At 63.8% G+C, this 21,930-nt stretch carries 19 protein-coding genes; 10 read left to right on the top strand and 9 right to left on the bottom strand.

Features of this window, described 5'->3' with window-relative positions; genetic code table 11:
- Positions 1-94: 94 nt before the first annotated feature.
- Complete coding sequence (locus IHV84_RS16335) at positions 95-382, bottom strand: H-NS family nucleoid-associated regulatory protein (protein ID WP_044396922.1); 288 nt, start codon at positions 380-382, stop codon at positions 95-97.
- 358 nt (positions 383-740) lie between these two features.
- On the opposite strand from IHV84_RS16335, the gene IHV84_RS16330 reads away from it, so the two are divergent.
- On the top strand, positions 741-1,586 hold the full coding sequence (locus IHV84_RS16330) for a symmetrical bis(5'-nucleosyl)-tetraphosphatase (protein ID WP_198847640.1): 846 nt from the start codon (positions 741-743) through the stop codon (positions 1,584-1,586).
- 63 nt (positions 1,587-1,649) lie between these two features.
- Here the strand turns inward: IHV84_RS16330 and IHV84_RS16325 are convergent, their stop codons facing one another.
- Both IHV84_RS16325 and IHV84_RS16320 read right to left on the bottom strand, forming a co-directional pair.
- Positions 1,650-2,690, bottom strand: coding sequence for an FAD:protein FMN transferase (locus IHV84_RS16325; protein WP_198847639.1), 1,041 nt, complete (start codon positions 2,688-2,690; stop codon positions 1,650-1,652).
- Positions 2,691-2,700: 10 nt separating this feature from the next.
- A complete protein-coding gene (locus tag IHV84_RS16320; RefSeq protein WP_066698730.1) occupies positions 2,701-3,108 on the bottom strand; it encodes a cytochrome c5 family protein in 408 nt (135 codons plus the stop codon).
- A gap of 602 nt (positions 3,109-3,710) precedes the next feature.
- Between IHV84_RS16320 and nosZ the strand changes: the two genes are divergently transcribed.
- The 7 genes from nosZ (at position 3,711) to IHV84_RS16285 (ending at position 12,757) form a co-directional block, all read left to right on the top strand.
- Complete coding sequence (gene nosZ, locus IHV84_RS16315) at positions 3,711-5,633, top strand: TAT-dependent nitrous-oxide reductase (protein ID WP_198847638.1); 1,923 nt, start codon at positions 3,711-3,713, stop codon at positions 5,631-5,633.
- A gap of 229 nt (positions 5,634-5,862) precedes the next feature.
- Positions 5,863-8,484, top strand: coding sequence for a NosR/NirI family protein (locus tag IHV84_RS16310; protein WP_198847637.1), 2,622 nt, complete (start codon positions 5,863-5,865; stop codon positions 8,482-8,484).
- Positions 8,484-9,761 carry a nitrous oxide reductase family maturation protein NosD gene (locus IHV84_RS16305; protein ID WP_198847636.1) on the top strand — a complete coding sequence of 426 codons (1,278 nt, stop codon included), beginning with the start codon at positions 8,484-8,486 and terminating at the stop codon, positions 9,759-9,761. Before IHV84_RS16310 ends, IHV84_RS16305 begins: the two co-directional genes overlap by 1 nt.
- The gene (locus tag IHV84_RS16300) at positions 9,736-10,692 is read left to right on the top strand and encodes an ABC transporter ATP-binding protein (RefSeq protein WP_198847635.1); all 957 of its coding nucleotides are present in this window, start codon (positions 9,736-9,738) and stop codon (positions 10,690-10,692) included. Before IHV84_RS16305 ends, IHV84_RS16300 begins: the two co-directional genes overlap by 26 nt.
- Before the next feature lie 3 nt (positions 10,693-10,695).
- Positions 10,696-11,511 (top strand): ABC transporter permease, encoded by an 816-nt coding sequence (locus IHV84_RS16295; protein WP_066698741.1) that lies wholly within the window; start codon positions 10,696-10,698, stop codon positions 11,509-11,511.
- Positions 11,508-12,086: a nitrous oxide reductase accessory protein NosL gene (locus IHV84_RS16290; RefSeq protein ID WP_198847634.1), complete on the top strand. Its 579-nt coding sequence runs from the start codon at positions 11,508-11,510 to the stop codon at positions 12,084-12,086. Before IHV84_RS16295 ends, IHV84_RS16290 begins: the two co-directional genes overlap by 4 nt.
- A gap of 2 nt (positions 12,087-12,088) precedes the next feature.
- On the top strand, positions 12,089-12,757 hold the full coding sequence (locus IHV84_RS16285; protein ID WP_198847633.1) for a nitrous oxide reductase accessory protein NosL: 669 nt from the start codon (positions 12,089-12,091) through the stop codon (positions 12,755-12,757).
- Positions 12,758-12,872: 115 nt separating this feature from the next.
- Here the strand turns inward: IHV84_RS16285 and IHV84_RS16280 are convergent, their stop codons facing one another.
- Both IHV84_RS16280 and IHV84_RS16275 read right to left on the bottom strand, forming a co-directional pair.
- Positions 12,873-14,366 carry a DEAD/DEAH box helicase gene (locus IHV84_RS16280; protein ID WP_044396913.1) on the bottom strand — a complete coding sequence of 498 codons (1,494 nt, stop codon included), beginning with the start codon at positions 14,364-14,366 and terminating at the stop codon, positions 12,873-12,875.
- Between the two features lie 203 nt (positions 14,367-14,569).
- Entirely contained in the window at positions 14,570-15,445 is an 876-nt protein-coding gene (locus IHV84_RS16275) for a neutral zinc metallopeptidase (RefSeq protein ID WP_198847632.1), read from the bottom strand.
- A 284-nt stretch (positions 15,446-15,729) separates the two neighbouring features.
- Between IHV84_RS16275 and IHV84_RS16270 the strand changes: the two genes are divergently transcribed.
- Complete coding sequence (locus IHV84_RS16270; protein ID WP_370541307.1) at positions 15,730-17,442, top strand: diguanylate cyclase; 1,713 nt, start codon at positions 15,730-15,732, stop codon at positions 17,440-17,442.
- Positions 17,443-17,497: 55 nt separating this feature from the next.
- Here IHV84_RS16270 and dcd read toward each other — a convergent pair whose 3' ends face one another.
- From dcd to IHV84_RS16250, 4 genes are all read right to left on the bottom strand, one after another.
- Positions 17,498-18,070 carry a dCTP deaminase gene (gene dcd, locus IHV84_RS16265; protein ID WP_044396909.1) on the bottom strand — a complete coding sequence of 191 codons (573 nt, stop codon included), beginning with the start codon at positions 18,068-18,070 and terminating at the stop codon, positions 17,498-17,500.
- A 120-nt stretch (positions 18,071-18,190) separates the two neighbouring features.
- Positions 18,191-18,667 carry a hypothetical protein gene (locus IHV84_RS16260; RefSeq protein ID WP_198847631.1) on the bottom strand — a complete coding sequence of 159 codons (477 nt, stop codon included), beginning with the start codon at positions 18,665-18,667 and terminating at the stop codon, positions 18,191-18,193.
- Between the two features lie 168 nt (positions 18,668-18,835).
- Positions 18,836-20,137, bottom strand: coding sequence for a guanine deaminase (guaD, locus tag IHV84_RS16255; protein WP_198847630.1), 1,302 nt, complete (start codon positions 20,135-20,137; stop codon positions 18,836-18,838).
- A gap of 48 nt (positions 20,138-20,185) precedes the next feature.
- Positions 20,186-21,289: a BMP family ABC transporter substrate-binding protein gene (locus tag IHV84_RS16250; RefSeq protein ID WP_198847629.1), complete on the bottom strand. Its 1,104-nt coding sequence runs from the start codon at positions 21,287-21,289 to the stop codon at positions 20,186-20,188.
- Positions 21,290-21,435: 146 nt separating this feature from the next.
- On the opposite strand from IHV84_RS16250, the gene IHV84_RS16245 reads away from it, so the two are divergent.
- On the top strand, positions 21,436-21,885 hold the full coding sequence (locus IHV84_RS16245) for an HIT family protein (RefSeq protein WP_198847628.1): 450 nt from the start codon (positions 21,436-21,438) through the stop codon (positions 21,883-21,885).
- Positions 21,886-21,930: the final 45 nt, after the last annotated feature.

The following is a 21,930-nucleotide window of genomic DNA, read 5'->3' as shown; positions in this document are numbered from 1 at the left end:
GCGCTTCCAAATTCCCAACGAAAAAATGCCAGTCAGCTCTTAACTGACTGGCATTGCGCAAAAGCGGGCTTTTTTAGCAATGCATGGAATCCACTCAAATCGCGAACTGCTCGCGGTCTTGGTTTTGAATCCACTTGGGCGCCTTGCCACGGCCCGTCCAGGTTTCGCCTGTCGCGGGGTTGCGGTACTTGGGCGCCACCTTGGTGCCAGCGCTGGCGCTGCGGGCACGGCCAGTGGGGAATACATCTTGAGAAGTCAGACCAAATTCAGCCACCAAAGAGCGCACTTGGCTGATGGCATCGCTCAGTTCGCGCCGGCGGGCTTCACTGATTTGCTGCTCCAAAGCCTCGCGTTGCTTCAATAGTTCTTTGTAGGTGGTCATGGTGTGTAATCAAAAGTAAGTAGAGCGGAATCGCCATTATATGGACAAATAACATTCTTTACGCTGGACTTGGTTATTTCGACTCAATTCCCTGCATGTTGCCCAAGAGCAAGATATACAGCCGCGTCACCACAATGCATGGAGGACATCTGTAAGCCACTGATCGCTTGAGAATGGACAGCCCAGATTTTGCAGATCGTTTGTGGCATAACGGCATATCCCCACGTGGCATGTCAACCAGGCCAACCCTCTTCCCACCATCGGCCCCAGTTACTCTGCTCCAGTGCAGCGTATCCTCAGGCGATTCGGCTCGAGGAAAATCAGTTTCCTCCTTCTCTCAGACCCTCATCTTCACCCCATGGCCATTTATTGCATAGGCGACATCCAAGGCTGCGACAACGCATTGCACCGACTTTTGGACACGATTGGTTTTTCTCCCAGCCGCGACACGATTTATCTGCTGGGTGATTTGGTCAACCGGGGGCCCACCTCCGCAGACGTATTGCGCCGGTGCGTGCGAAATGATGGTGCCATTCAAGCTTTGCTGGGTAACCACGACCTGCATTTACTGGCGGCAGCGCACGGCGCGCGCAAGCCATCCAAGCGCGACACGCTGGCCCACGTGCTGGAAGCGCCGGACCACCCTGCCCTGCTCGATTGGCTGCGCCAGCAACCGCTGGCGCGAACGCACACCCTGGCTGGCGAAACCTTGCTCATGGTGCATGCGGGGGTGTTGCCCAGCTGGACACTGGAGGACGTGGTGGCCTTGTCAGGCGAAGTGCACGCAGTGCTGCGAGGGCCCCAGCTGCACGACTTTCTGCACCAGATGTACGGAAACACACCCGACCGGTGGGATGCAACACTGCAGGGAACCGAGCGGCTGCGCGCCATCGTGAACGCCATGACGCGCCTGCGGTTTTGCTCGGTGGAGGGTGTGATGGATTTTGAAAACACCGAAAGCGCCGCGCAGGCACCTGCAGGTCTGGTGCCATGGTTTGATGTGCCGGGCAGACGCACGGCGGACACCACGATGGCCTTTGGGCACTGGTCTACGCTGGGGTTCTTGAACCGCCCCCATGTGCTGGGGCTGGACACCGGTTGCGTGTGGGGCGGCTGCCTCAGCGCCGTGCGTTTTGGAAACACGCTGGCAGAACGGGAGTTGATTCAAGTGCATTGCGAACAGGCCCAGGTGCCGGGCAACTGACCATCGCACGGCAAGACCGTGCCCTCGGAAAAATCTGCGGCAAGGGCACGTGCCTGAATCGAATCAGGCAGAGCCGAGCTGGCGCGCCATGGCGGGCGACTTCCACACCTGCCCATTGCTCTGCGCAATCAGCACCGCCAAGCCACCTTGGCGGTGCGCCAAGGCCTTGCCGGCATCAGCGCCCATCACCATGATGGAGGCGCCCAAGCCATTGACCTGTGCCACCGAAGATGCGATCAGGCTCACGCCGTGCACGCCCGTGGTGGGCCAGCCCGTGCGCGGGTTGAGCACATGGTGCTGGCGCTGCCCTCGGTGCCAAAAGTAGCGCTCATAGTCGCCCGAAGAGGCCACCACGGCGCTGCCCTGCAGCGATACAGCTCCCAGCAGCTGGGAAGGCGCACGCGGATCGCGCAGACCCACGCGCCAGGCGCGGCCTTGCATTTGCCCGCGCACCAGCACGTCGCCGCCGCCATTGACCATGGCGTTGTCAATGCCATGCTCCTGCAGCACGCGCATGCCCGCTTCCAGGATGGGCAGCTTGGCAATCCCACCCAAATCCAGCGCCATGCCGCGGCGCCGCAAATACGCGGTGCCTGCGTTGGTATCCAGCACCAAATCCTGCGCGCCCACCAGGCTCAATTGCCGCGCGACATCCTCTGCCTGCGGCATCTGCTGCACACCCTCGCCAAAGTGCCAGGCCTTCAACCCACCCACCGTCACGTCGAATGCCCCATCGGTCACTGCATGGATACGTTGCGCCTCGCGCAGCACCGCCATCACGGCAGGCGGCACCGCCACCGGGTGCTTGCCTGCCGCTGCGCTCACGCGGCTGACGGGGCTTTGGGGGTCGTATTTGCTCAGCAACGCCTCCAGCTCACGCATGCGTGCAAAGGCGTGCTCGGTGGCGCTGCGCAGCTGCTGGGCATCAGCCCCCTCAACCACGATGTCCACGGCCGTCCCCACCACCGGCCGCTGTGTACGCAGCACGGGAGTGGATGCCTTGGCCGTGGCAGCCCACAGTGCGCTGCCCAGCAGCGGTATGGCGAGCGCCACACGCCTGCGGCTCAGCAAGTGGGAAGAAGCGGAGGCAGATGCTTGCGGCATAGCGCCTCCGTCAGATCGACTGGTCGGCCATGAAATCCACGGCGGCCTTGACTTCATCGTCGGTCAGGCTGGCGCCACCGCCACGGGCGGGCATCATGCCTTTGGCGCCTGTAAAGCCTTCAATGGCGTGCTTGTAGAGCGTGTCTTTGCCTTGGGCAATGCGTGGGCCCCAATCGGCTTTGTCACCCGGCTTGGGCGCACCCGCCACGCCGGCTGCATGGCACATCGCGCAGGTCTTGCCGTACACGCTCTTGCCCACTGTGTTCTCTGGGGCAGCCGGTGCCGCAGGGGCCGCTGGGGCCGCCGCAGGTGCTGGTGCCGATGCGGCAGGTGCCTCGGCGGGCCGCTTGTCACCGCAGCCTGCGAGCGTAAAGGCCAGCACGGCGGCTGCCGTGCACATCATGGAAATTTTCTTCATAGCAAACGTCCTGTCGTATTGGATAAACATTGAATGCGGTGCAGGCCTTTGTGCGTTGCACGCGGGCAGTTGCTCCAGCGCTTTCCGCCTTGGCGGTGGGCCTGCGCATCTCGTGCCACCAATGTAATTTGGCAGCGTCTTGATGGACAGGGGTACACACCGCAAAAGCATGACTTACATCAATATGATTCATATTATGTGAATCTATTATCGCGGCCATGTCCTTCCATTGCAAACACCGAGCGCTGCGCCTATGGGTATTGGCTTCGTTCGTGCTCGCTTTGCTGGTAGCTGGGGCATCTCCTTCCATACGACACCACGCCATGGAACTGGTGTGTTCGGGCAACGGCGGCCCTGCCAAGTGGGTGGCCGCCGAGGTGACCAAAGACATCTCCACCGCGGAGGCCATGGGCATGGACTGCCCTCTGTGCCTGCCTTCCAGCGTTCCGCCGCCGCACCTCACCCCCTTTGTTTCTGGCATGCCAGCGCCGTTGCATTTGGCGATCTGGCGTGCAGAGCCGCTGCATCCACTGCTTCTCAGGCACCGACCACCCGCGCGTGCCCCCCCTTTTTTTCACTGAGCCAACCTAAAGAGGTAAACAATGATCGATAAGAAAGACCAGCAACTTGCATCCGGCGGCCTGGGCCGGCGCAGTTTCATCAACACCGCTGCACTGGTTGGCCTGACGGCTGGCGTTGCAGCCTGCACCGAAAAGCCCGGCACTGCGGCCGCGCCTGCAGCGCCTGCCGCCCCCGCATCGAGCCATGCAGGAGCTGGCGCCAACGTGCACCTCAAGCCCGGCGAACTGGACACCTACTACGGCCTGTGGAGTGGCGGCCATACGGGAGACATGCGCGTGCTGGGTCTGCCATCGGGCCGAGAAATCACCCGCATCCCCTGCTTCGTACCCGACGCGCTGGTGGGCTGGGGCATCACCAATGAATCCAAGGCCGTGATGGGCACCAAGCCCGACGGCAGCCTGAAGTACACGGTGGCCGATACCCACCACACCCACGCTTCGTACAAAGACGGCAACTACGACGGCCGCTACGCCTGGATCAACGACAAGATCAACAGCCGTCTGGCCCGTATCCGCCTGGACTACTTCGTGTGCGACAAGATCACCGAGCTGCCCAACGTGCAGGGCTTCCACGGCATTTTCCCGGACAAGCGCGACCCGGTCGATCCAGCGATCAACTACACCACGCGCGTGTTCTGCGGCGCCGAGTTCAGCATCCCGCTGCCCAATACCGGCTCCGAGGATCACACCAAGTACCGCTCGATGTTCACCTGCGTGGACGCCGAGACCATGGAAGTGCGCTGGCAAGTGCTGATCGACGGCAACTGCGATCTGACCGCCACCTCCTATGACGGCAAGCTCGCTGCGACGAACCAGTACAACGTCGAGATGGGCGCCAAGTACGAGGACATGATGTCCGCCGAGCGCGACGCCTGCCTGTTTTTCAACATTGCTCGCATCGAAGAAGCTGTCAAGGCCGGCAAGTTCAAGACCATCGGCACCAGCAAGGTGCCCGTAGTGGACGGCACCCATGAAGCCAACAAGGACCCCAAGACGGCCCTCACCGCCTATGTGTCGGTGCCCAAGAACCCGCACGGCGTGAACGCCAGCCCCGATGGCAAGTACTTCATCTGCGCCGGCAAGCTCTCGCCCACCGCCACCGTGATCGAACTGGCCAAGGTGCTTGAATGGTTCGACGGCAAGCTGGAAAAGCTCGACTCCGCCATCGTCGCTGAGGTCGAAATCGGCCTGGGCCCGCTGCACACCGCCTTCGACGGCCGTGGCAACGCCTACACCACCCTGTTCCTGGACAGCCAGGTGGTCAAGTGGAACGTGGAAGCCGCCATCAAGTTCCACGCGGGCGACAAGACCGCCAAGTACGTGGTGGACCGCCTCGATGTGCAATACCAGCCCGGTCACTTGAACGCATCACAGTCTGAAACCAAGGCGGCCGACGGCAAGTTCCTGGCTGTGGGCTGCAAGTTCTCCAAGGACCGCTTCCTGCCCGTGGGCCCGCTGCACCCCGAGAACGAACAGCTCATCGACATCTCGGGCGAGAAGATGGTGCTGCTGGCCGACCACCCCGTGCGTGGCGAGCCCCATGACTTCATCATCTTCAAGCGCGATCTGGTGCGTCCAAAGCAGGTCTACACGCTCGACGAGTTCCCGCTGGCCGTGAAGGACCCGAAGGAGTCCGGCGTGTTCCGCAATGGCAAAAAGGTCACCGTGAAGATGACTTCGCAGGCCCCCGCATTCAGCCTGCGCGAGTTCAAGCTCAAGAAGGGTGACGAGGTTACGCTGATCCTGACCAACCTGGACAAGATCGAAGACCTGACGCACGGCTTTGCGATCCCGAACTACAACGTGAACTTCATCGTGAACCCGCTGGAGACCAAGTCGGTGACCTTCATCGCCGACAAGCCCGGTGTGTTCTGGTGCTACTGCACGCACTTCTGCCATGCGCTGCACCTGGAGATGCGTACTCGCATGATCGTCGAAGCTTGATTCAGAGCATCCCCCTGAGGCGCTGCGCGCCTTCCCCCTTCTCTTGCAGCGCTACGCGCTGCGGAAGGGGGACGCAGCCCTCGCTGCGGGGCGGCGCGGCCGGCGTAGGCCCTTGCTCGGCTGCCCTCGCCCAGGGCACGCCCGTGATCACGCTTACGCACTAATTTGAATCAAATTGGCCTCTAGCGCTTATTGAATAAGCGCTGGCAGCTATCAAAAAGATAGTTCCATGACATCCCTCGGTCGGCGGTTCTCCGCACTTGTTCTGGTCTTGCTGTTGCCTCTGTTGCTGCTGTCGCGTGCCCATGCGGCGGCGGGTGCTTACGAGGCAGAGCTGCCGGCGGAACTGGCCACCGCGCGCGACCTGTGCGCTCTCGTACCCTGCAAGGACGTGTTTCCCGGCGCCAGCCATTTTTCTGAACGCAAGGGCCAGCCGCCCTATGTAGAGGCTTACGACAACGACGGTATCCAAAAAAGGCTGCTGGGCTACGTGATGCTGTCCACCGACATCACCGACACGCCCGCCTACTCCGGCAAGCCTGTGGTCACGCTCATCGGCATGGACACGCAAGGCCGCTTTGTGGGCGTGAAGGTGCTCAAGCATTCCGAGCCCATCCTGCTGCTGGGCATTCCTGAATCGGCGCTGCTCAACTTCAACGCCCAGTACCTGGGCAAGTCGGTGGCTGACAAGATCGAGGTGGGCCAGTCGCGCCCCGATGAGAACGTGATCGGGCTCGATGCCATCTCGGGCGCCACCGTCACCGTCATCGCGCAGAACCAGGTCATGATGGCTTCGGGCTCGGCCGTGGCGCGGCAGGTGGGCATCCTCGCGCCCACGGTGCGCGAACCCGCCCGCTATGCCGAAACCGGCAAGCGCCTGACCTGGGCCGACATGGTGCAGCAAGGCGTGGTGCAACGCCTGCGCGTGCAGCCCGAACAGGTGGGGCTGGACAAGGGCCCCGAGCCTTTCATCGAGCTGTGGTTTGGCGACCTGAACCACCCCGACCTGGGCAAGAGCCTGCTGGGCGACAACGGCTGGAACAACCTGCGCCTGCAGCTCAAGGAAGGCGAGCACGCCTTCTTCATCATCCGCACCGGCGGCAAGGAATCGTTCAAGGGTTCGGGCTTTGTGCGCGGCGGCATTTACGACCGGGTGCAGGTGCGCCAGGGCGCAGATTCCTTCACCTTCCGTGATCTCGATGCACTCAACCTGTATGGCCTGGATGCGGCAGGAGCCCCGAGCTACAACGAGTCCGTCATTTTCATCATCCGTTCGGCCGCGTTCTCTGCCGCCTACCCCTGGAAGCTGAGCTTCCTGGGCAACCGCGTGGACCGCGCCACCGGCACCCGCAGCTTCACCAGCTTTGATACGCCTTACTGGCTGCCCGCCAGCATGCTGCAAGGCGGCCGCCCCACGATTGAAGAACCCGACGCCCCCTGGGTGCGCGTGTGGAAGACGCGTGCGGTGGAGATTGCGCTGTTTGCGTTGGTGCTCATCGCCGTAACGGTCGTGTATGCCCTGCGCGAAAAGCTCACCCGCCTGTCCACCCACAAGAACAAGTGGCCCGTCAACGGCTTCAAGTACACCTTCTGGGCCCTGGCCATTTTCTGGATCGGCTTTGGCGCCATGGCGCAGCCCTCCATCACGCAGGTGCTGACCTGGTTCCACTCGCTGCTGTTCCAGTGGACCTGGTCGCTGTTCCTGTCCGACCCTTTCATCTTCCTGTTCTGGATCTTCATCATCGTCACCGTGTTCCTGTTCGGGCGCGGCCTGTTCTGCGGCTGGATGTGCCCGTTCGGCTCGCTGCAAGAGGCGATCTACAAGGTCGCCCGGATGATCGGCCTCAAGCGCTTCCAGACCCAGCTGCCGCAGAAGTGGCACGACCGGCTCAAGTGGGTGAAGTACGCGGTGTTCTTCGGCCTGCTGGTGGTGTCGATGTTCTCCATGGGCCTGGCTGAAAAGCTGGCCGAGGTGGAGCCGTTCAAGACCACCTTCCTGGTGGGTGTGATGAACCGCGCCTGGCCCTACAGCCTGTTTGTGGCGGCCATCCTGGGCGTGTCGATCTTCATCGAGCGGCCTTATTGTAAATACATCTGCCCGCTGGGCGCGTCGCTGGCCATGCCCAGCACGTTCCGCTGGTTTGGCCTCAAGCGCAAGCAGGACTGCAACAGCTGCAAGGCCTGCGCCGTGGGCTGTGGCGCCCAGGCCATTGATGCCGATGGCCGCATTGACCACCGCGAATGCCTGCACTGCCTAGACTGCATGGTGCTCTACACCGACACCAAGGGCTGCCCGCCCCTGGCCAAGGAACGCAAGCGCCGCGAGAAGGATGGCCTGGAAATCACGCCCATCGGCGCCAACGGCTACTTCATCCCGATCCACCCTGCCACGGTGGCTGACCAGATTTCGGCCAAGGCCGCCAAGGGCCCGGATCCACGCATGCCCACGCCACCTGCACAGCCTGCGCCTAAGACCGGTGCACGTGGCTTGCGCTGGGTGCTGCTGGAGTTGGTAGACCACCTGTGGCCCTGGAGCCGCGAGGGCTGGGCTTCACGCCGCGCCTTGCAGGTGGCGGGCTTCTCGCTCGCCGTGGCTGCCAGCGTGGCCTGGGTCATGGCCGCCATGGGCTCGCTGTCGTCGGGTGCCATCATTGGCTGGTGGTTTGGCTGGAGCGTGTACGAGGTGCTGATCCGCCTGTCGGGCAAGCGCTATGTGAAGGACGGCCCCTGGTGGCGCGACCAGTACCGCGTGGCCGGCGTGATGGACATGCTGAGCTATGTGGGCTTCAAGAACCTGCTGATCGGCGCTGCGTTGTTCCTGGCCATCAAGACCCTGGTAGGGTTGGCGTAATGAAGTCGCACCTTGCCGCCCTCGCGCTGCTGGCCTTGGCCGCCAGCCTTCTCAGCCAGCCCGCCAGCGCCGCTACCGTGCGCGTGCAGGCCGGTCAGGATCTGCAGGCCGCCGTGCAAGCCGCCGCCCCTGGCGACACGGTGGAGGTGGAGCGGGGCTTTTACCGCGTGAACCTGCGCATCGACAAGGCGCTGACGCTGCGCGGCATCAACCGCCCCACGCTCAGCGGCGGGCAGGTGGGCGACACCATCCGCGTCACTGCCCCCGATGTGGTGCTGGAAGGTCTGATCGTGCGCGACTCGGGCACCAGCCTCAAGGACCAGAACGCGGGCATCTACATCTACCCCGGCGCGCACCGCGCCGTGGTGCGCAAGAACGATCTCACCTATAACCTGTTCGGTCTGTGGATTGAAAAGGCCAACGATGTGCGGGTGGAGCACAACACCATCACCGGCCTGCGCGATGTGAACTCGTCGCAGCGCGGCAATGGCGTGCAGCTGTACAACACCACCGGCGCACGCATCAAAGGCAACCACATCAGCTTTGTGCGCGATGCGCTGTATGTGGATGTGTCGCACCACGCCATCTTCCGTGGCAACAAGCTGCACCACAGCCGCTACGGCACGCACTACATGAATTCCTACTACAACCTGTGGGAAGACAACGACACCTACCTGAACCGGGGCGGCCTGGCGCTGATGGAAGTGCGCGACCAGGTGGTGCGCAACAACCGCGCCTGGGGCAACAGCGACCACGGCATCATGCTGCGCACGCTGCAAGACTCGATCATCGAAAACAACGTGGTGGCCGACAACGCGCGCGGCTTCTTCATCTACGACGTGGAATACGCCACCCTGCGCGGCAACCTCATCCTGCGCAACACAGTGGGCGTGCACCTGTCCGCAGGTTCCACCCGCAACAAGGTGGAAGGCAACGACTTCATCGGCAACCGCGAACAGGTGCGCTACGTGGGCGCACGCGACGAGCGCTGGGGCACCGACAGCGGCAATTACTGGAGCAACTACCTGGGCTGGGACCGTGACGGCAACGGCGTGGGCGATGTGCCCTACGAAGCCAACGACATGGTGGACCGCCTGACCTGGCGCCACCCCACCATCAAGCTGCTGCTGGCCAGCCCTGCGGTGCAGGCACTGCGCCTGGTGGGCCAGCAGTTCCCTGTGCTGCGCGTGCCCACCGTGGTGGACCCCAAGCCCCGCATGCAACCGAATCAACCCCAACGGAATTTTCAGCGTGACTCGCAAACCTCCCCCCACTGACCCGAGCGCAACCGCCGCCATTGAGGTGCGAGGCGTGCACAAGCACTACGGTGCCCTGCACGCCGTGGACGGCATCGACCTGCGCGTGGAGCGCGGCGAGATCTTCGGCCTCATCGGCCACAACGGCGCGGGCAAGAGCACGCTGTTCAAGATGATCCTGGGCCTGGTGCCCGCCACCTCGGGCGACATCCGCGTCAGCGGCGCCACGGTGCAGGGCCGCGACTTTCGCGCCGCGCGCCGCCACCTGGGCTACCTGCCTGAAAACGTGGTGCTGTACGACAACCTGAACGGGCTCGAAACCCTGCACTTCTTCGCCCGCCTCAAGGGCGCGCCGCTGTCGCAGTGCCAGGCGCTGCTGGACCGCGTGGGCCTGGCCCATGCAGGCAAGCGGTCGGTGCGCGAATATTCGAAGGGCATGCGCCAGCGCCTGGGCTTTGCGCAGGCCCTGCTGGGCAACCCGCAGGTGCTACTGCTGGACGAGCCCACCAACGGCCTGGACCCCCAGGCCATCCGCGACTTCTACGCCACGCTGCGCGAGCTGCAGGCCGGTGGCGTCACCATCGTCATCACCTCGCACATCCTGGCCGAGCTGCAAGAGCGTGTGGACCGGCTGGCCATCCTGGCTGCAGGCAAGCTGCAAGCCCTGGGCAGCGTGCAAGCACTGCGCGAACAGGCCCAGATGCCGCTGACCATTGAGCTGGCGCTGAACGAAGCAGACATCCCCGCCGCGGTGCTGGCCCTGGCGCCCCTGGCAGGCATCACCACCACCGCAAACACCAATGCCAACCCCAGCGGGCTCAGCATCAGCTGCCCGCGCGGCGCCAAGATGGCCGTGCTGGGCGCCCTGGGGCCACTGGGCGCCAAGGTGCTGGACGTCAACATCATCGAGCCCTCGCTCGAAGACGTGTACTTCGGTCTGCGGGAGAACTGAGCCATGGAATTCACACAGATCCTCACCATCGCGGGCAAGGAGTTCCGCGACCGCATGCGCAACCGCTGGGTGCTGGCCGTGGCGCTGGTGTTCACGGTGTTCTCGCTCGCCATTGCCTACTTTGGCGGCGCGCAGCAAGGCACCGTGGGCTTTCGCTCCATCGAATTCACCATCGCCAGCCTGGTCAGCCTGGTCATTTACCTGATCCCGCTGATCGCGCTGCTGCTCGGCTTTGACGCCATCGTGGGCGAACGCGAGCGCGGCTCGCTCGATCTGCTGCTGTCCCTGCCCATCACGCGGATTGAGCTGCTGCTGGGCAAGTACCTGGGGCTGGCGGCGGCACTCACGCTGTCTACCCTGGCGGGCTTTGGTCTGGTGGCTGTGCTGCTGTACCGGCAGTTCAACTGGGCGGGTCTGTTCCACTACGGCGGCTTCATGGTCAGTTCGGTGCTGCTGGGTCTGGCCTTCTTGAGCCTGGCCGTGCTGCTGTCCGTCCTGACCCATGAGCGCACGCGCGCCTCGGGTCTGGCCATTGCCACCTGGTTCTTCTTTGTGCTGGTGTTTGATTTGTTGCTGCTCGGCGCCCTGGTGGCCACGGGCGGCAGCCACGGCGGTGCGGCCATGGCCTACCTGCTGCTGCTCAACCCCGCAGACGTTTTCCGCATCCTCAACGTGTTCTCGCTGGAAGACGTGCGCACCCTGTACGGGCTCACCAGCATCGTGCCCCCTGCCCTGGCCAAGCCATGGCTGATGGGCTCGGTGATGGCGGCCTGGATCGTGGTGCCACTCGGCCTGGCGAGCTGGAGATTCAAACCATGACCCATCCATATCACCCTCAATGCGGCTGCGCCACCCGGCGCCACATGATGGGCTGGGCTGCCCTCGCCTCCATCGGCGCCATCACGGGCCTTACTGGCCTGACCGGTTGCAGCCAGGCCGACAACAGCAGCGCCCAATCCCTCAAGCCCGTGGAAATTGACGGTGCCACCAGTTGTGAGCTGGACGGCATGCTGCTGGCCGACTACCCCGGCCCCAAGGCGCAGGTGCGCTTTGCGGGGCAAGACAAGCCCTCGTTCTTCTGCGACACGGTGGAATTGTTTGCCACCCTGCTGGCAGGCGAACAAGTGCGGGCCGTCCAGGCGGTGTACGTGCAGGACATGGGTCAGGCCGACTGGAACGCCCCCAAGGGCCACTGGATTGACGCCAAGACAGCGGTGTATGTGGTGGGCGGCAAGCGCCATGGCTCGATGGGCCCAACCATCGGCAGCTTTGCGCAAGAGGTCGACGCAAAGAAGTTTGCGGGCGAATACGGCGGCAAGGTGCTGCGCTTCGCTGAAATCACGCCCGCCATGGTGGACCTGAGCGGCGGCGCGCTGCACGACACGCGGATGTAACCATGCTCTCGCAGCCATCCTGCCCACCTGCAGCCAGCAGCCCGCAGCCCACCCGGCGCCTAGCCGTCGCTGCGCTGCTGCTGGGCACTGCAGCGACGGCCGCGTGGCAGTGGCAATCAGGCTGGGGACAGCAGGGCGCAGAGACTACAACGCCACCCACCCTGGGCGACGATGTGTGCGTGGTGGCGCCACCCACGGCGTATGAGCCAGCCTCCGGCAAGCCCCTGGCGGCAGCGCGCGATGTGCCCGCAGACGCCCGCTGCCCAGTGTGCGGCATGTACCCCGCTCGCTCCCGCGCCTGGGCGGGGCAGGTCATCTTTGCCGACGGGGACGCGTTCTTTTTCGACTCCCCGTTGAGCCTAATGATGTACCTGGGCAATGTGGGGCACTACACGCGCGGCCGCACTGCCGGCGCCATCGTGGCCCGCTATGTCACCGCCATGGACAGTGGGGCCTGGGTGGATGCGCAGCAAGCGGTGTATGTGGCGGGCTCCTCAGCCCTGGGGCCCATGCGGGCGGGCAACCTGCCTGCCTTTGCAGACCACGCCGCTGCCCAGCGCTTTGTGCAGGCACGCGGGGGGCGGATTCTGGGTTTTGACGCCATCAACGCGCCCCTGCTCACCAGCCTGGCACCACAGCGCCGCAGTGGCAACGGGCAACACGCGCACTGACGATCGAGAATGCCGAGCACTTCGCTATCTTTTCAATAGCTGCCAGCGCTTACCCAGCAAGCGCTGGAGCTCGATTTAATCAAAAAAAACGCCCCTCAACAGGGGCGTTTTTGCATCACGACTGGCTGGTGGGCTCGGTGGCCGGAACCGCCTTGAACAGTGCCGCAACCTTGCGCTTGGGCTTGATGTTGGCCGAAATGCCGCTGCGCGCGGGCACCTTGGCGGCAGCTTCCCAAGCGGGTGCTGCGTCAGAGACGCTGGGCTCGTAAGGCTTGGCAAAGAACGGGTCACGCGACACCGTGGCAGGGCGGAAGCCACGGTAGTCACGGGGTTCGCGGCCCTCGCGCGGTTCACGGGGTTCGCGCGCCTCGCGGCGGTGGGCAGAGCCTGCGCTGCGCGGGTCGTTCGAATCCGCTCCTTCGCGCCATGCGCGGCGGCCGTCGTTGATACGTTCCTTGGGGCGGTCATCGTCGTATTCGATAGCTTCCAGCTCGATCTTCTTCTTGATGAGCTTTTCAATGTCGCCCACCAGGCGGGCATCACTGCCCGACACCAGGGTGACTGCCAAGCCCGAGGCGCCCGCGCGGCCGGTGCGGCCAATGCGGTGCACGTAGTCTTCGGCATTGAAGGGCACATCGAAGTTGAACACGGCAGGCACGTCCTTGATGTCCAGACCACGCGCGGCCACATCGGTACACACCAGCAGATCCACCTCGCCTTGCTTGAAGGCTTCCAGCGCCTTCAGGCGCTCATCCTGGCTCTTGTCACCGTGCAGGGCTGCGGTCTTGAGGCCTTCGCGCTCCAGGCTGCGAGCCAAGCGGCCACAGCCGAGCTTGCTGTTCACAAAGATGAACGCCTGCTTGATGCCACGGGTTTTGAGCACCTGGTGGATGGCGCGGCGCTTGTCATCATCGCCTGCGCTGTAAAAGCGCTGCTCCACCGTAGAGGCCGTCTCGTTCGGACGTGCCACTTCGATGGTGATGGGGTTTTGCAGGTAACTGCTGGCCAGGCGCTTGATCTCAGGCGAGAACGTGGCGCTGAAGAGCAGCGTGGTGCGCTGCTTGGGCAGGTACGAAAGGATGCGCTGCAGATCGGGCAAAAAGCCGATGTCCAGCATGCGGTCGGCCTCGTCGAGCACCACGTACTCCACCTGGTTGAGCACAGCGTTCTTGGCTTCGATGTGGTCGAGCAGGCGGCCGGGGGTGGCCACCAGCACTTCAACGCCTTTTTTCAGCTCCAGCGTCTGGGGCTTCATGTCCATGCCGCCAAACACCACGGTGCTGCGCAGCTTGGTGTACTTGGCGTACAGGGCGATCTGCTGGGCGACCTGATCGGCCAGTTCGCGTGTGGGCAGCAACACCAAGGCGCGCACGGGGTGGCGCGCAGGTGAAGTGGAGCTGTTTTCGTGCTTGAGCAGGCGCTGCAGCAGGGGCAGCGAAAAGGCTGCCGTCTTGCCGGTGCCTGTTTGGGCCGCACCCATCACGTCCTGCCCCGTCAACACGACGGGAATGGCCTGTGCCTGGATGGGCGTCATGGATTCGTAGCCCATTTCGGCTACGGCGCGCGCTAGCGGCTCGGCCAGCGATAAATTGGAAAAGGAACTTGTCATTTAGCCCACTATTGTCGCACCGCGGGCCCAAGAACGCATTTTTTTCCGGATGGGCGGGGCTGGATAAGTGCTGCTGCGGTGAAAGACGGCGCAAACCGCTATCAAAAATATAGCTGCCTGCGCTTTTCACACGGGCGCTACCGCCTGATTACATCCAAAATCAACGCAGTGCCACCCCGCCCACCCCTGAGCCCAGCGCGGCTTTAGAGGCTGCGAGCAGAAAACGTGTCGCAGGCCTGCACCGAGCCTTGCTTCAAACCCGTGTGGAACCAGCGCTGGCGCTGCGCACTGCTGCCGTGGGTGAAGCTGTCAGGCACCACGGCGCCACCGCTGGCGCGCTGCAGGGCATCGTCGCCAATGCGTCCGGCCGCGTTCATGGCCTCTTCCACATCGCCCTGCTCCAGAATCTGCCGTGCGTTTTGCGCGTGGTGCGCCCACACGCCAGCAAAGCAATCGGCTTGAAGCTCCAGCCGCACCGACATGGCGTTGTATTCCTTCTGGCTCACCCGGCCGCGCATCTGGTCCACCTTGGAAGTGATGCCGAGCAGGTGTTGCACGTGGTGTCCCACCTCGTGGGCAATCACGTAGGCCTGGGCAAAGTCGCCGGGCGCGCCCAGGCGGCTCTTGAGGGTTTCGTAAAAGCCCAGGTCGATGTACACCTTCTGGTCTGCGGGGCAGTAAAACGGCCCCATCGCTGCCTGCCCTGTGCCGCAGGCAGTGGGTGTGGCGCCGCGAAACAGCACCAGGCGCGGCTCCTGGTAACGCCCGCCACCCTCGCGGAAAACTGTTTGCCAGACATCTTCCGTATCCGCCAGCACGGTCGATACGAAGCGGGCCATGGTGTCGTCTGCCGGTGGGCGCTGCGCGGGGGCCTGCTGCACCTGCGCAGGCATGCCGCCCCCACTGAGCAGGCCCAGAATCGTGAGCGGATTGATGCCCAGCACCCAGCCGCCCACAAGCGCGATCACGATGGTGCCGATGCCGATACTGCGGCCACCAAACACGGGCATGCCGCTCCCACCCCCACTGCCACGGCGGTCTTCCACGTTGTCCGACTCGCGGTTGCCTTCCCATTTCATGCTGTTGCTCCCTGCACCTCGCCACCACGCGGGGTATGGCCTCGATATTAGGCCCAGTTCCCGGCGATCAATCCGGCGCAAAGAGCTGATTGGTAAACAACGGTACGCCCGCCTGCCACCCTTGGCCGGTGCCGGATAGCGGGTTTTGCACAGCAGCCGCCCCTGAAGCCTGTATAAAGTGCGACCATGCTGACCACGCAAGCTGCAGGCCGTTTTGCCGCGCCACCATTCACGAAGGCGCCAATGCGCGGCCAGGGCAACAAGCCCCCTGAAGGACTTCATCGGTGCCATTGAACACCCTCCCCTCTCTCATCTCGGGGCGCAGCCTGCGCACCCAAATTGCCTGGGTGTTCGGCGCTCTCGTGGTGACGCTGGCGGTGCTGCTGTCGCTCGGATTTGGCGAAGCACTCAAGCGCCGCATCCAGGGGGACGCCAACGCATCCCTGCAAATGGTGACGGACAACGCGGCTGCCTTCCTGGCCCATGGCTTGTTTGAGCGCATTCGCGAAGTGCAGGTGCTGGCCGACGCAGAAGTCATCTGGCGCCACGGGCTGGACACTGCCGAAGTCAAGCACGTCCTGGCACGCCAGCAGGCCATGCAGCCCCACAGCCTATGGCTCGGTGTAGCCGACGCCCAAGGCGTGGTTCGCGCCGCTACCAACAATATGCTGCTAGGCCAAAACGTGGAAGAACGGCCCTGGTTCCGGGCCGGCTTGCAAGCGCCCTACGTGGGCGACGTCCACCCCGCCAAGCTGCTGGAAAGCCTCTTGCCGCCCACCAAGAGCGGCGACCCCTACCGATTCGTGGACTTTGCCGCGCCCATCCGCATCGGATCGACCACGGTGGGCGTGCTGGGGGTGCATGGCTACTGGGAATGGGTCAACGAGATGATCCAGACCCTGACACCTGCCGTAGCGCGTGAGCAGCAACTGGAAGTATTCATCTTTGACAGAAGCGGGCAGCTCATCCATGCCCCAGGCCGGCAGCAAGCGGTGCTGCAGCGGCTCGGCCAGACGCTGCCCGACCCCAGCTTTGCCAAAGTACCCAGCGATGCCCACCAGCCCCGTGAAATCAAGGTGCTGCGCTGGCAAGACGGCAAGACCTACCTGACCGCGCACGCACACTTGCCCGCACGCAACGCAGAAAGCGACCTCGGCTGGCACATCGTGGCGCGCATTCCTGTGGACATTGCCTTTGCCCAAGCCGATGAGGCCGTGGCCAAAGCACTGCTGGGTGGCCTGGCAGCAGCCGCCGTGGCATCGCTACTGGCCTGGTTGGCTGCGCGCCGACTGAGCGAAGACCTGGACGCGCTGGCGCGGGCCGCGAAAGATCTGGAGGCAGGCAAGCCGGGGGCTGATATTCCAGCAGCCCATAGCAGCCGCGAAGTGCAGCGGCTGTCTTCCGCGCTGCGCGACATGATCCACAAGCTGCTGTCTGCCAACGAGGCCATGGAAACCCAGGTGCGGCAGCGCACCCAGCAGCTGGAAGAAGCCAACCAGGAGCTGGATCGCCAGGCCCGCAGCGACCCGCTGACCGGGCTGCTCAATCGCCGCGGTTTTGACGCGCAAATGAACCACGACCTGGCCCTGGCACGCCGCAGCGGCCGCCCCTTGTCGATCATCACGGTGGATGTGGACCACTTCAAACGCATCAATGACACGCATGGCCATGATGTGGGCGACCAGGTACTGCAGCGGCTGGCCGCCACCCTGGCCACGCGGCTGCGCCAATCCGATGTGGTGGCCCGGCTGGGCGGTGAGGAATTTGCGGTGCTGTTGCCCGACACCGACCTGGAAGGCGCGCGCACCATTGCACAGGAGCTGGTGGATTCGCAAGCGTCCCTGGGCTACCCGGTGATTGGCGGGCTCACCATCAGCGCGGGGGTGTCGACACTGCGGGGCGCGGAGGACACAGCGCAGGAACTGCTGCGGCGAGGCGACATGGCTCTGTACCAGGCCAAGCGCGAGGGCCGCAACTGCGTGGTGGTGCAGGCTTAGCGCGGGGGCGAGCCTTCACTCGCCTTCGGCTGCAACGCCCGCTAACGGATGGGCCTCAGGCCTTGGGCAGGGTCACGCCCACCTGGCCTTGGTATTTGCCGCCGCGGTCCTTGTAGCTGACCTCGCAGACATCGTCCTTGTCACTTTCAAAGAACAGCACCTGCGCGCACCCCTCGCCAGCATAAATGCGCGCCGGCAGCGGCGTGGTGTTGGAAAACTCCAGCGTCACGTAGCCTTCCCACTCGGGCTCGAACGGTGTGACGTTGACGATGATGCCGCAGCGCGCATAGGTGCTTTTGCCCAGGCAGATGGTGAGCACGTTGCGCGGAATGCGGAAGTACTCCACCGTGCGGGCCAGCGCAAAACTGTTGGGCGGGATGATGCAGCTGTCGCCGTGGAAATCGACAAAGCTCTTTTCATCAAAGTTCTTGGGGTCCACCACCGTGCTGTGGATGTTGGTGAAGACCTTGAATTCAGGCGCGCAGCGGATGTCGTACCCGTAGCTGCTGGTGCCGTAGCTGATGATCTTGTGGCCTTCGCGTTCACGGATCTGGCCAGGCTCGAAGGGCTCGATCATGCCGTGCTCTTCGGCCATGCGGCGGATCCACTTGTCGCTCTTGATGCTCATGCTGCAAATTCCTCGGCAAATACTACGATTTTGATAGCTGCTGGCGCTTGATGAACGAGCGCCTGAGCCATATTTTGCTTGAGAATTCTGCCGCCGCCACAGGACAAAGCCGCAACTACATCAAGGTTTGGCGAACTCCAGGGTGTTCACGGGGCTCCTGGAGCCATCATCATCCGACAGGTACAAGGTAGTGCCTTGCAACTCGAAAGTACCGCAATCCACCTGCGCAATGCGGTAGTAGTCGCGGCATACCTGGTTTCCCTTGAACTTCCAGCTTTTGCCAAAGTTGGCACCGCCTTCGGGACCGGACTCCAGCTTTCCGCCCGGTCTGAAGTGAACAAAGAACCGCTTGCCCGACTTTCCGCTGGTGACCAGCATCTTAGTCACCGCATCGTCCTTGATGAGCATGGACTTGATCTCTGCCTCGGTCAGCACCCGATCCGGCCCACAAGGGAGCCATTGCGGTGCGCCAGCCCGCGCCTCACAAGCCGCTGGGGCCGGGGATGCAGGCTCTTTGGGCGGGTCTTGCGCCAACGCCGCCAACGGCGTCAGTGCAGCGACGAGCCGCAAACCACGCAAGCAGTGGGTCGGGGACATGGATACCTCCTGGGTCAAAGCAAACACGGGCCGCACGCGTCTGGCGCAGCTTGGTGCACGGGCCCACTGTGCCACCCTGCTGCGGGGCAAGGCATCCTTCGAACGCAGTATCGACGCAGGGATGATTCTGCGATACGCGTTCAAACGCCTGCTCTGCGCAACATCGCGTTAGGTGGCTCGCTGGTTGGCACCTTGCTGACCAATCACCGTTTGCTCCACAACCCGGTCGTCGCCCAGCACGATCAGCGCAAACAATAGCTCATCCAGGCTCTGGGCCTGGCGCGTCTTGCGCGCCAGCAGCGGCGTAGCTTCGGGGTTGAGCACCAGAAAGTCGGCCTCGCACCCAGGCTGCAGGTTCCCCACCACACCCGCAAGGCCCAGCGCCTGGGCTGCACCCGCCGTGTGTTGCCACCACAGCTGCTGGGGCGAGAGGCTCAGGCCAGGCTTGGTCTGCCCTTCGCGCCCCACATAGTAGGCGGCCATCATCGTATGGAAGGGGCTGAAGCTGGTGCCACCGCCCACGTCACTGGCCAGTCCGTAGCCAAATCCCACCCTGTCGGCACTCGCGTAGTCGAAAAACCCGCTGCCCAGAAAAAGGTTACTTGTCGGGCTGACGGCGGCCACTGCACCGGTGTCGCGCATCAAGGCGCGGTCATCGTCATCAAAGTGGATGCAGTGCGCATACACGGCACGATCGCGCATCAGGCCAAAGTCGTCGTACACGCCAAGGTAGCTGCGCGAGCGCGGAAACAGCTCGCGCGCCCAGCGAATTTCGTCCCGATTCTCGGCCACATGCGACTGGATCCACACATCGGGGTAACGCGCCGCCAGCTCACCCGCGCCGCGCAGTTGCGCAGGCGTGCTGGTGGGGGCAAACCGCGGCGTGATGGCGTAGCCCAGGCGGTCCACACCGTGCCAGCGCTGGATCAGCGCTTCGGTATCGATGAGGCTTTGTTCGGTGTCGTCGCGCACGCCGTCCGGCGAGTGGCGGTCTTGCAGCACCTTGCCGGTGATCAGGCGCATCTGGTGGCGCTGCGCCTCCACAAAAAGCGCGTCGGCCGACGCGGGGTGCGAGGTGGCAAACGCCAGCGCGGTGGTCACGCCGTTGCGCAGCAGTTCTGCTATGAAAAACTGAGCTACTTGCGCACTGTATTCGGGCGCTGCGAAGCGTTTTTCATGGGGAAAGGTGTAATTCTCCAGCCAGGGCAGCAGACCATCGGCCGGTGAGCCAATCACGTCGGTCTGCGGAAAGTGGATGTGCATGTCCACAAACCCGGGGGCAATGATGCGGCCCGGCAGGTGCTCGACGGGCCCGTCGCCAAAGCGTGGCGCCAGGTCAGACCAGGCCCCCGCGGCCAGCACCCGCTGGCGCCCCTGGGCATCGGGGCCCACGGCGAGCAGGCCATCTTGTTCATACAGGGCCGAGCCATCGTCGGCAAAGCGCAAAAGGGCGGAGCGAAATACGGGCATGTTTGATAGCTTAGCGGCAGGCAGCGGCGCTGCCGCCTTCGATGGGTCTCAGCGCTGCAGCTTGCCCTGCACCCCTTCGGCCAGCCAGTTCATCTGCAGAATCTGCTGGTCGGAAAGCGTTTGCCCGGCGGGGATGACTTCATGGCCTTCGTTGTCACGCACCGCGGCATTGCCGGCACGGAAGGGATGCAGCCTGCCCGCACCCACCGCCTTTTGCGCGGCCAGCACCTCTTTTTGCACGGCCGCGGGCACGCGGCTGCCAAAGTCGCCCACGCGGATCATTCCCTCGCGCACGCCGCCCCAGACATTGCCGCTTTTCCAGCTGCCGTTTTGCACGGCGCGCACGCGCTCGGTGTAGTAGTTGCCCCACTGGTGGGTGATGGCCACGATCTGCGCATCCGGCCCCGTGCGGCGCATGTCGGAGTGGTAGGCCACGGCCATCTTGCCGCGCTCCTGCGCCGCCGCCATCACGGCGGTAGAGCCGGTATGAAAGGCGATCACATCTACATCCTGGTTGAACAGCGCCATGGCGGCATCACGCTCCTTGGGCGGATCGAACCATACGTTAAGCCACACCACCTTAACCATGGCCTGCGGGTTCACCGAGCGCATTCCCAGGGCAAACGCGTTGATGCCCTGCAACACCTCGGGAATCGGGAAACCCGCCACAAAGCCGGCCACGCCGGTCTTGCTCATGCGGCCTGCCGCAATGCCCGCCAGGTAACGGCCTTCGTAGTAACGCGCATTGGCGGTGGCCACATTGGCCGTGGTCTTGTAGCCGGTAATGGACTCGAACTTGACGTTCGGGTAATCCTGCGCCACCTTGAGCGTGGGCTCCATGTAGCCAAAGCTGGGCGTGAAGATGATCTGGTGGCCGGTAGCGGCCAGGTCGCGAATCACGCGTTCGGCATCGGCCCCTTCGGGCACGTTTTCGACAAAGGTGGTCTGGACCCCGCTGCCCAGCGCGGCCTCGACAGCCTTGCGGCCTTCTTCGTGCTGGCGCGTCCAGCCCGCTTCGGTGATCGGCGAGACATAGACGAAGCCGGCCTTCACCACTGCGGCGGTTGCCGCAGTGGCCGGGGCCTTGGTCTGGGAAAAAACGGGGGCGAAAAAACAGGCGGCCGCGAGCGCGGCAGCGAGGTTTTTATACATGGTGTTCCTCTACATGGTCCCGGAGACAGAAAAGCAAAAGACCGCCGGGACAGCAGTCTTTGCGCTGCGGATTTTATCGCAGCCAACCCGGCAGTGCTGCGCGGGCTACCATGCCGCCGTTGTTCACCACACGAAGGAGCCGCCGCATGCCCATGTTTGTCGATACATCCCCTCCCGGCCAATGCATCTTCTGCCGTCTGGTGGCGGGCGAGATTCCATCGGCCCGCGTGTACGAGGATGCGCTGACCATCGCCTTCATGGACATCGGCCAGGTCAACCCCGGCCATGTGCTCGTGGCCACCAAACGCCATGCGGCCACCTTGCTGGACATCACCGCCGAAGAGGCGACGGCCGTCATGCAGACGGCCCAGCGGGTTGCCCGTGCCGTGCAGGCGGTCTTCGACCCGCCGGGGCTGACGCTGCTGCAGGCCAATGGCCGCGAGGGCGATCAGACCGTTTTTCACTTTCACCTGCATGTGGTGCCGCGCCATGCAGACGATGGCATTGCGCTGAGCTGGCCGCGCAAGGAGCCCGCCGCCGAGGTGCTGCGCGGCTATGCCCTGCAGCTGGGCCAGGCGCTGCAAGCCGCAGGCTGAAAAATAAAGGGCGCTAGTACCCATCGCACTGGCGCCCTTGGCAGG

It is taken from the genome of Acidovorax sp. IB03 (assembly GCF_016406015.1).
Classification (GTDB): Bacteria; Pseudomonadota; Gammaproteobacteria; order Burkholderiales; family Burkholderiaceae_C; genus Acidovorax; species Acidovorax temperans.
This window is presented reverse-complemented; position numbering and strand designations above follow the sequence as displayed.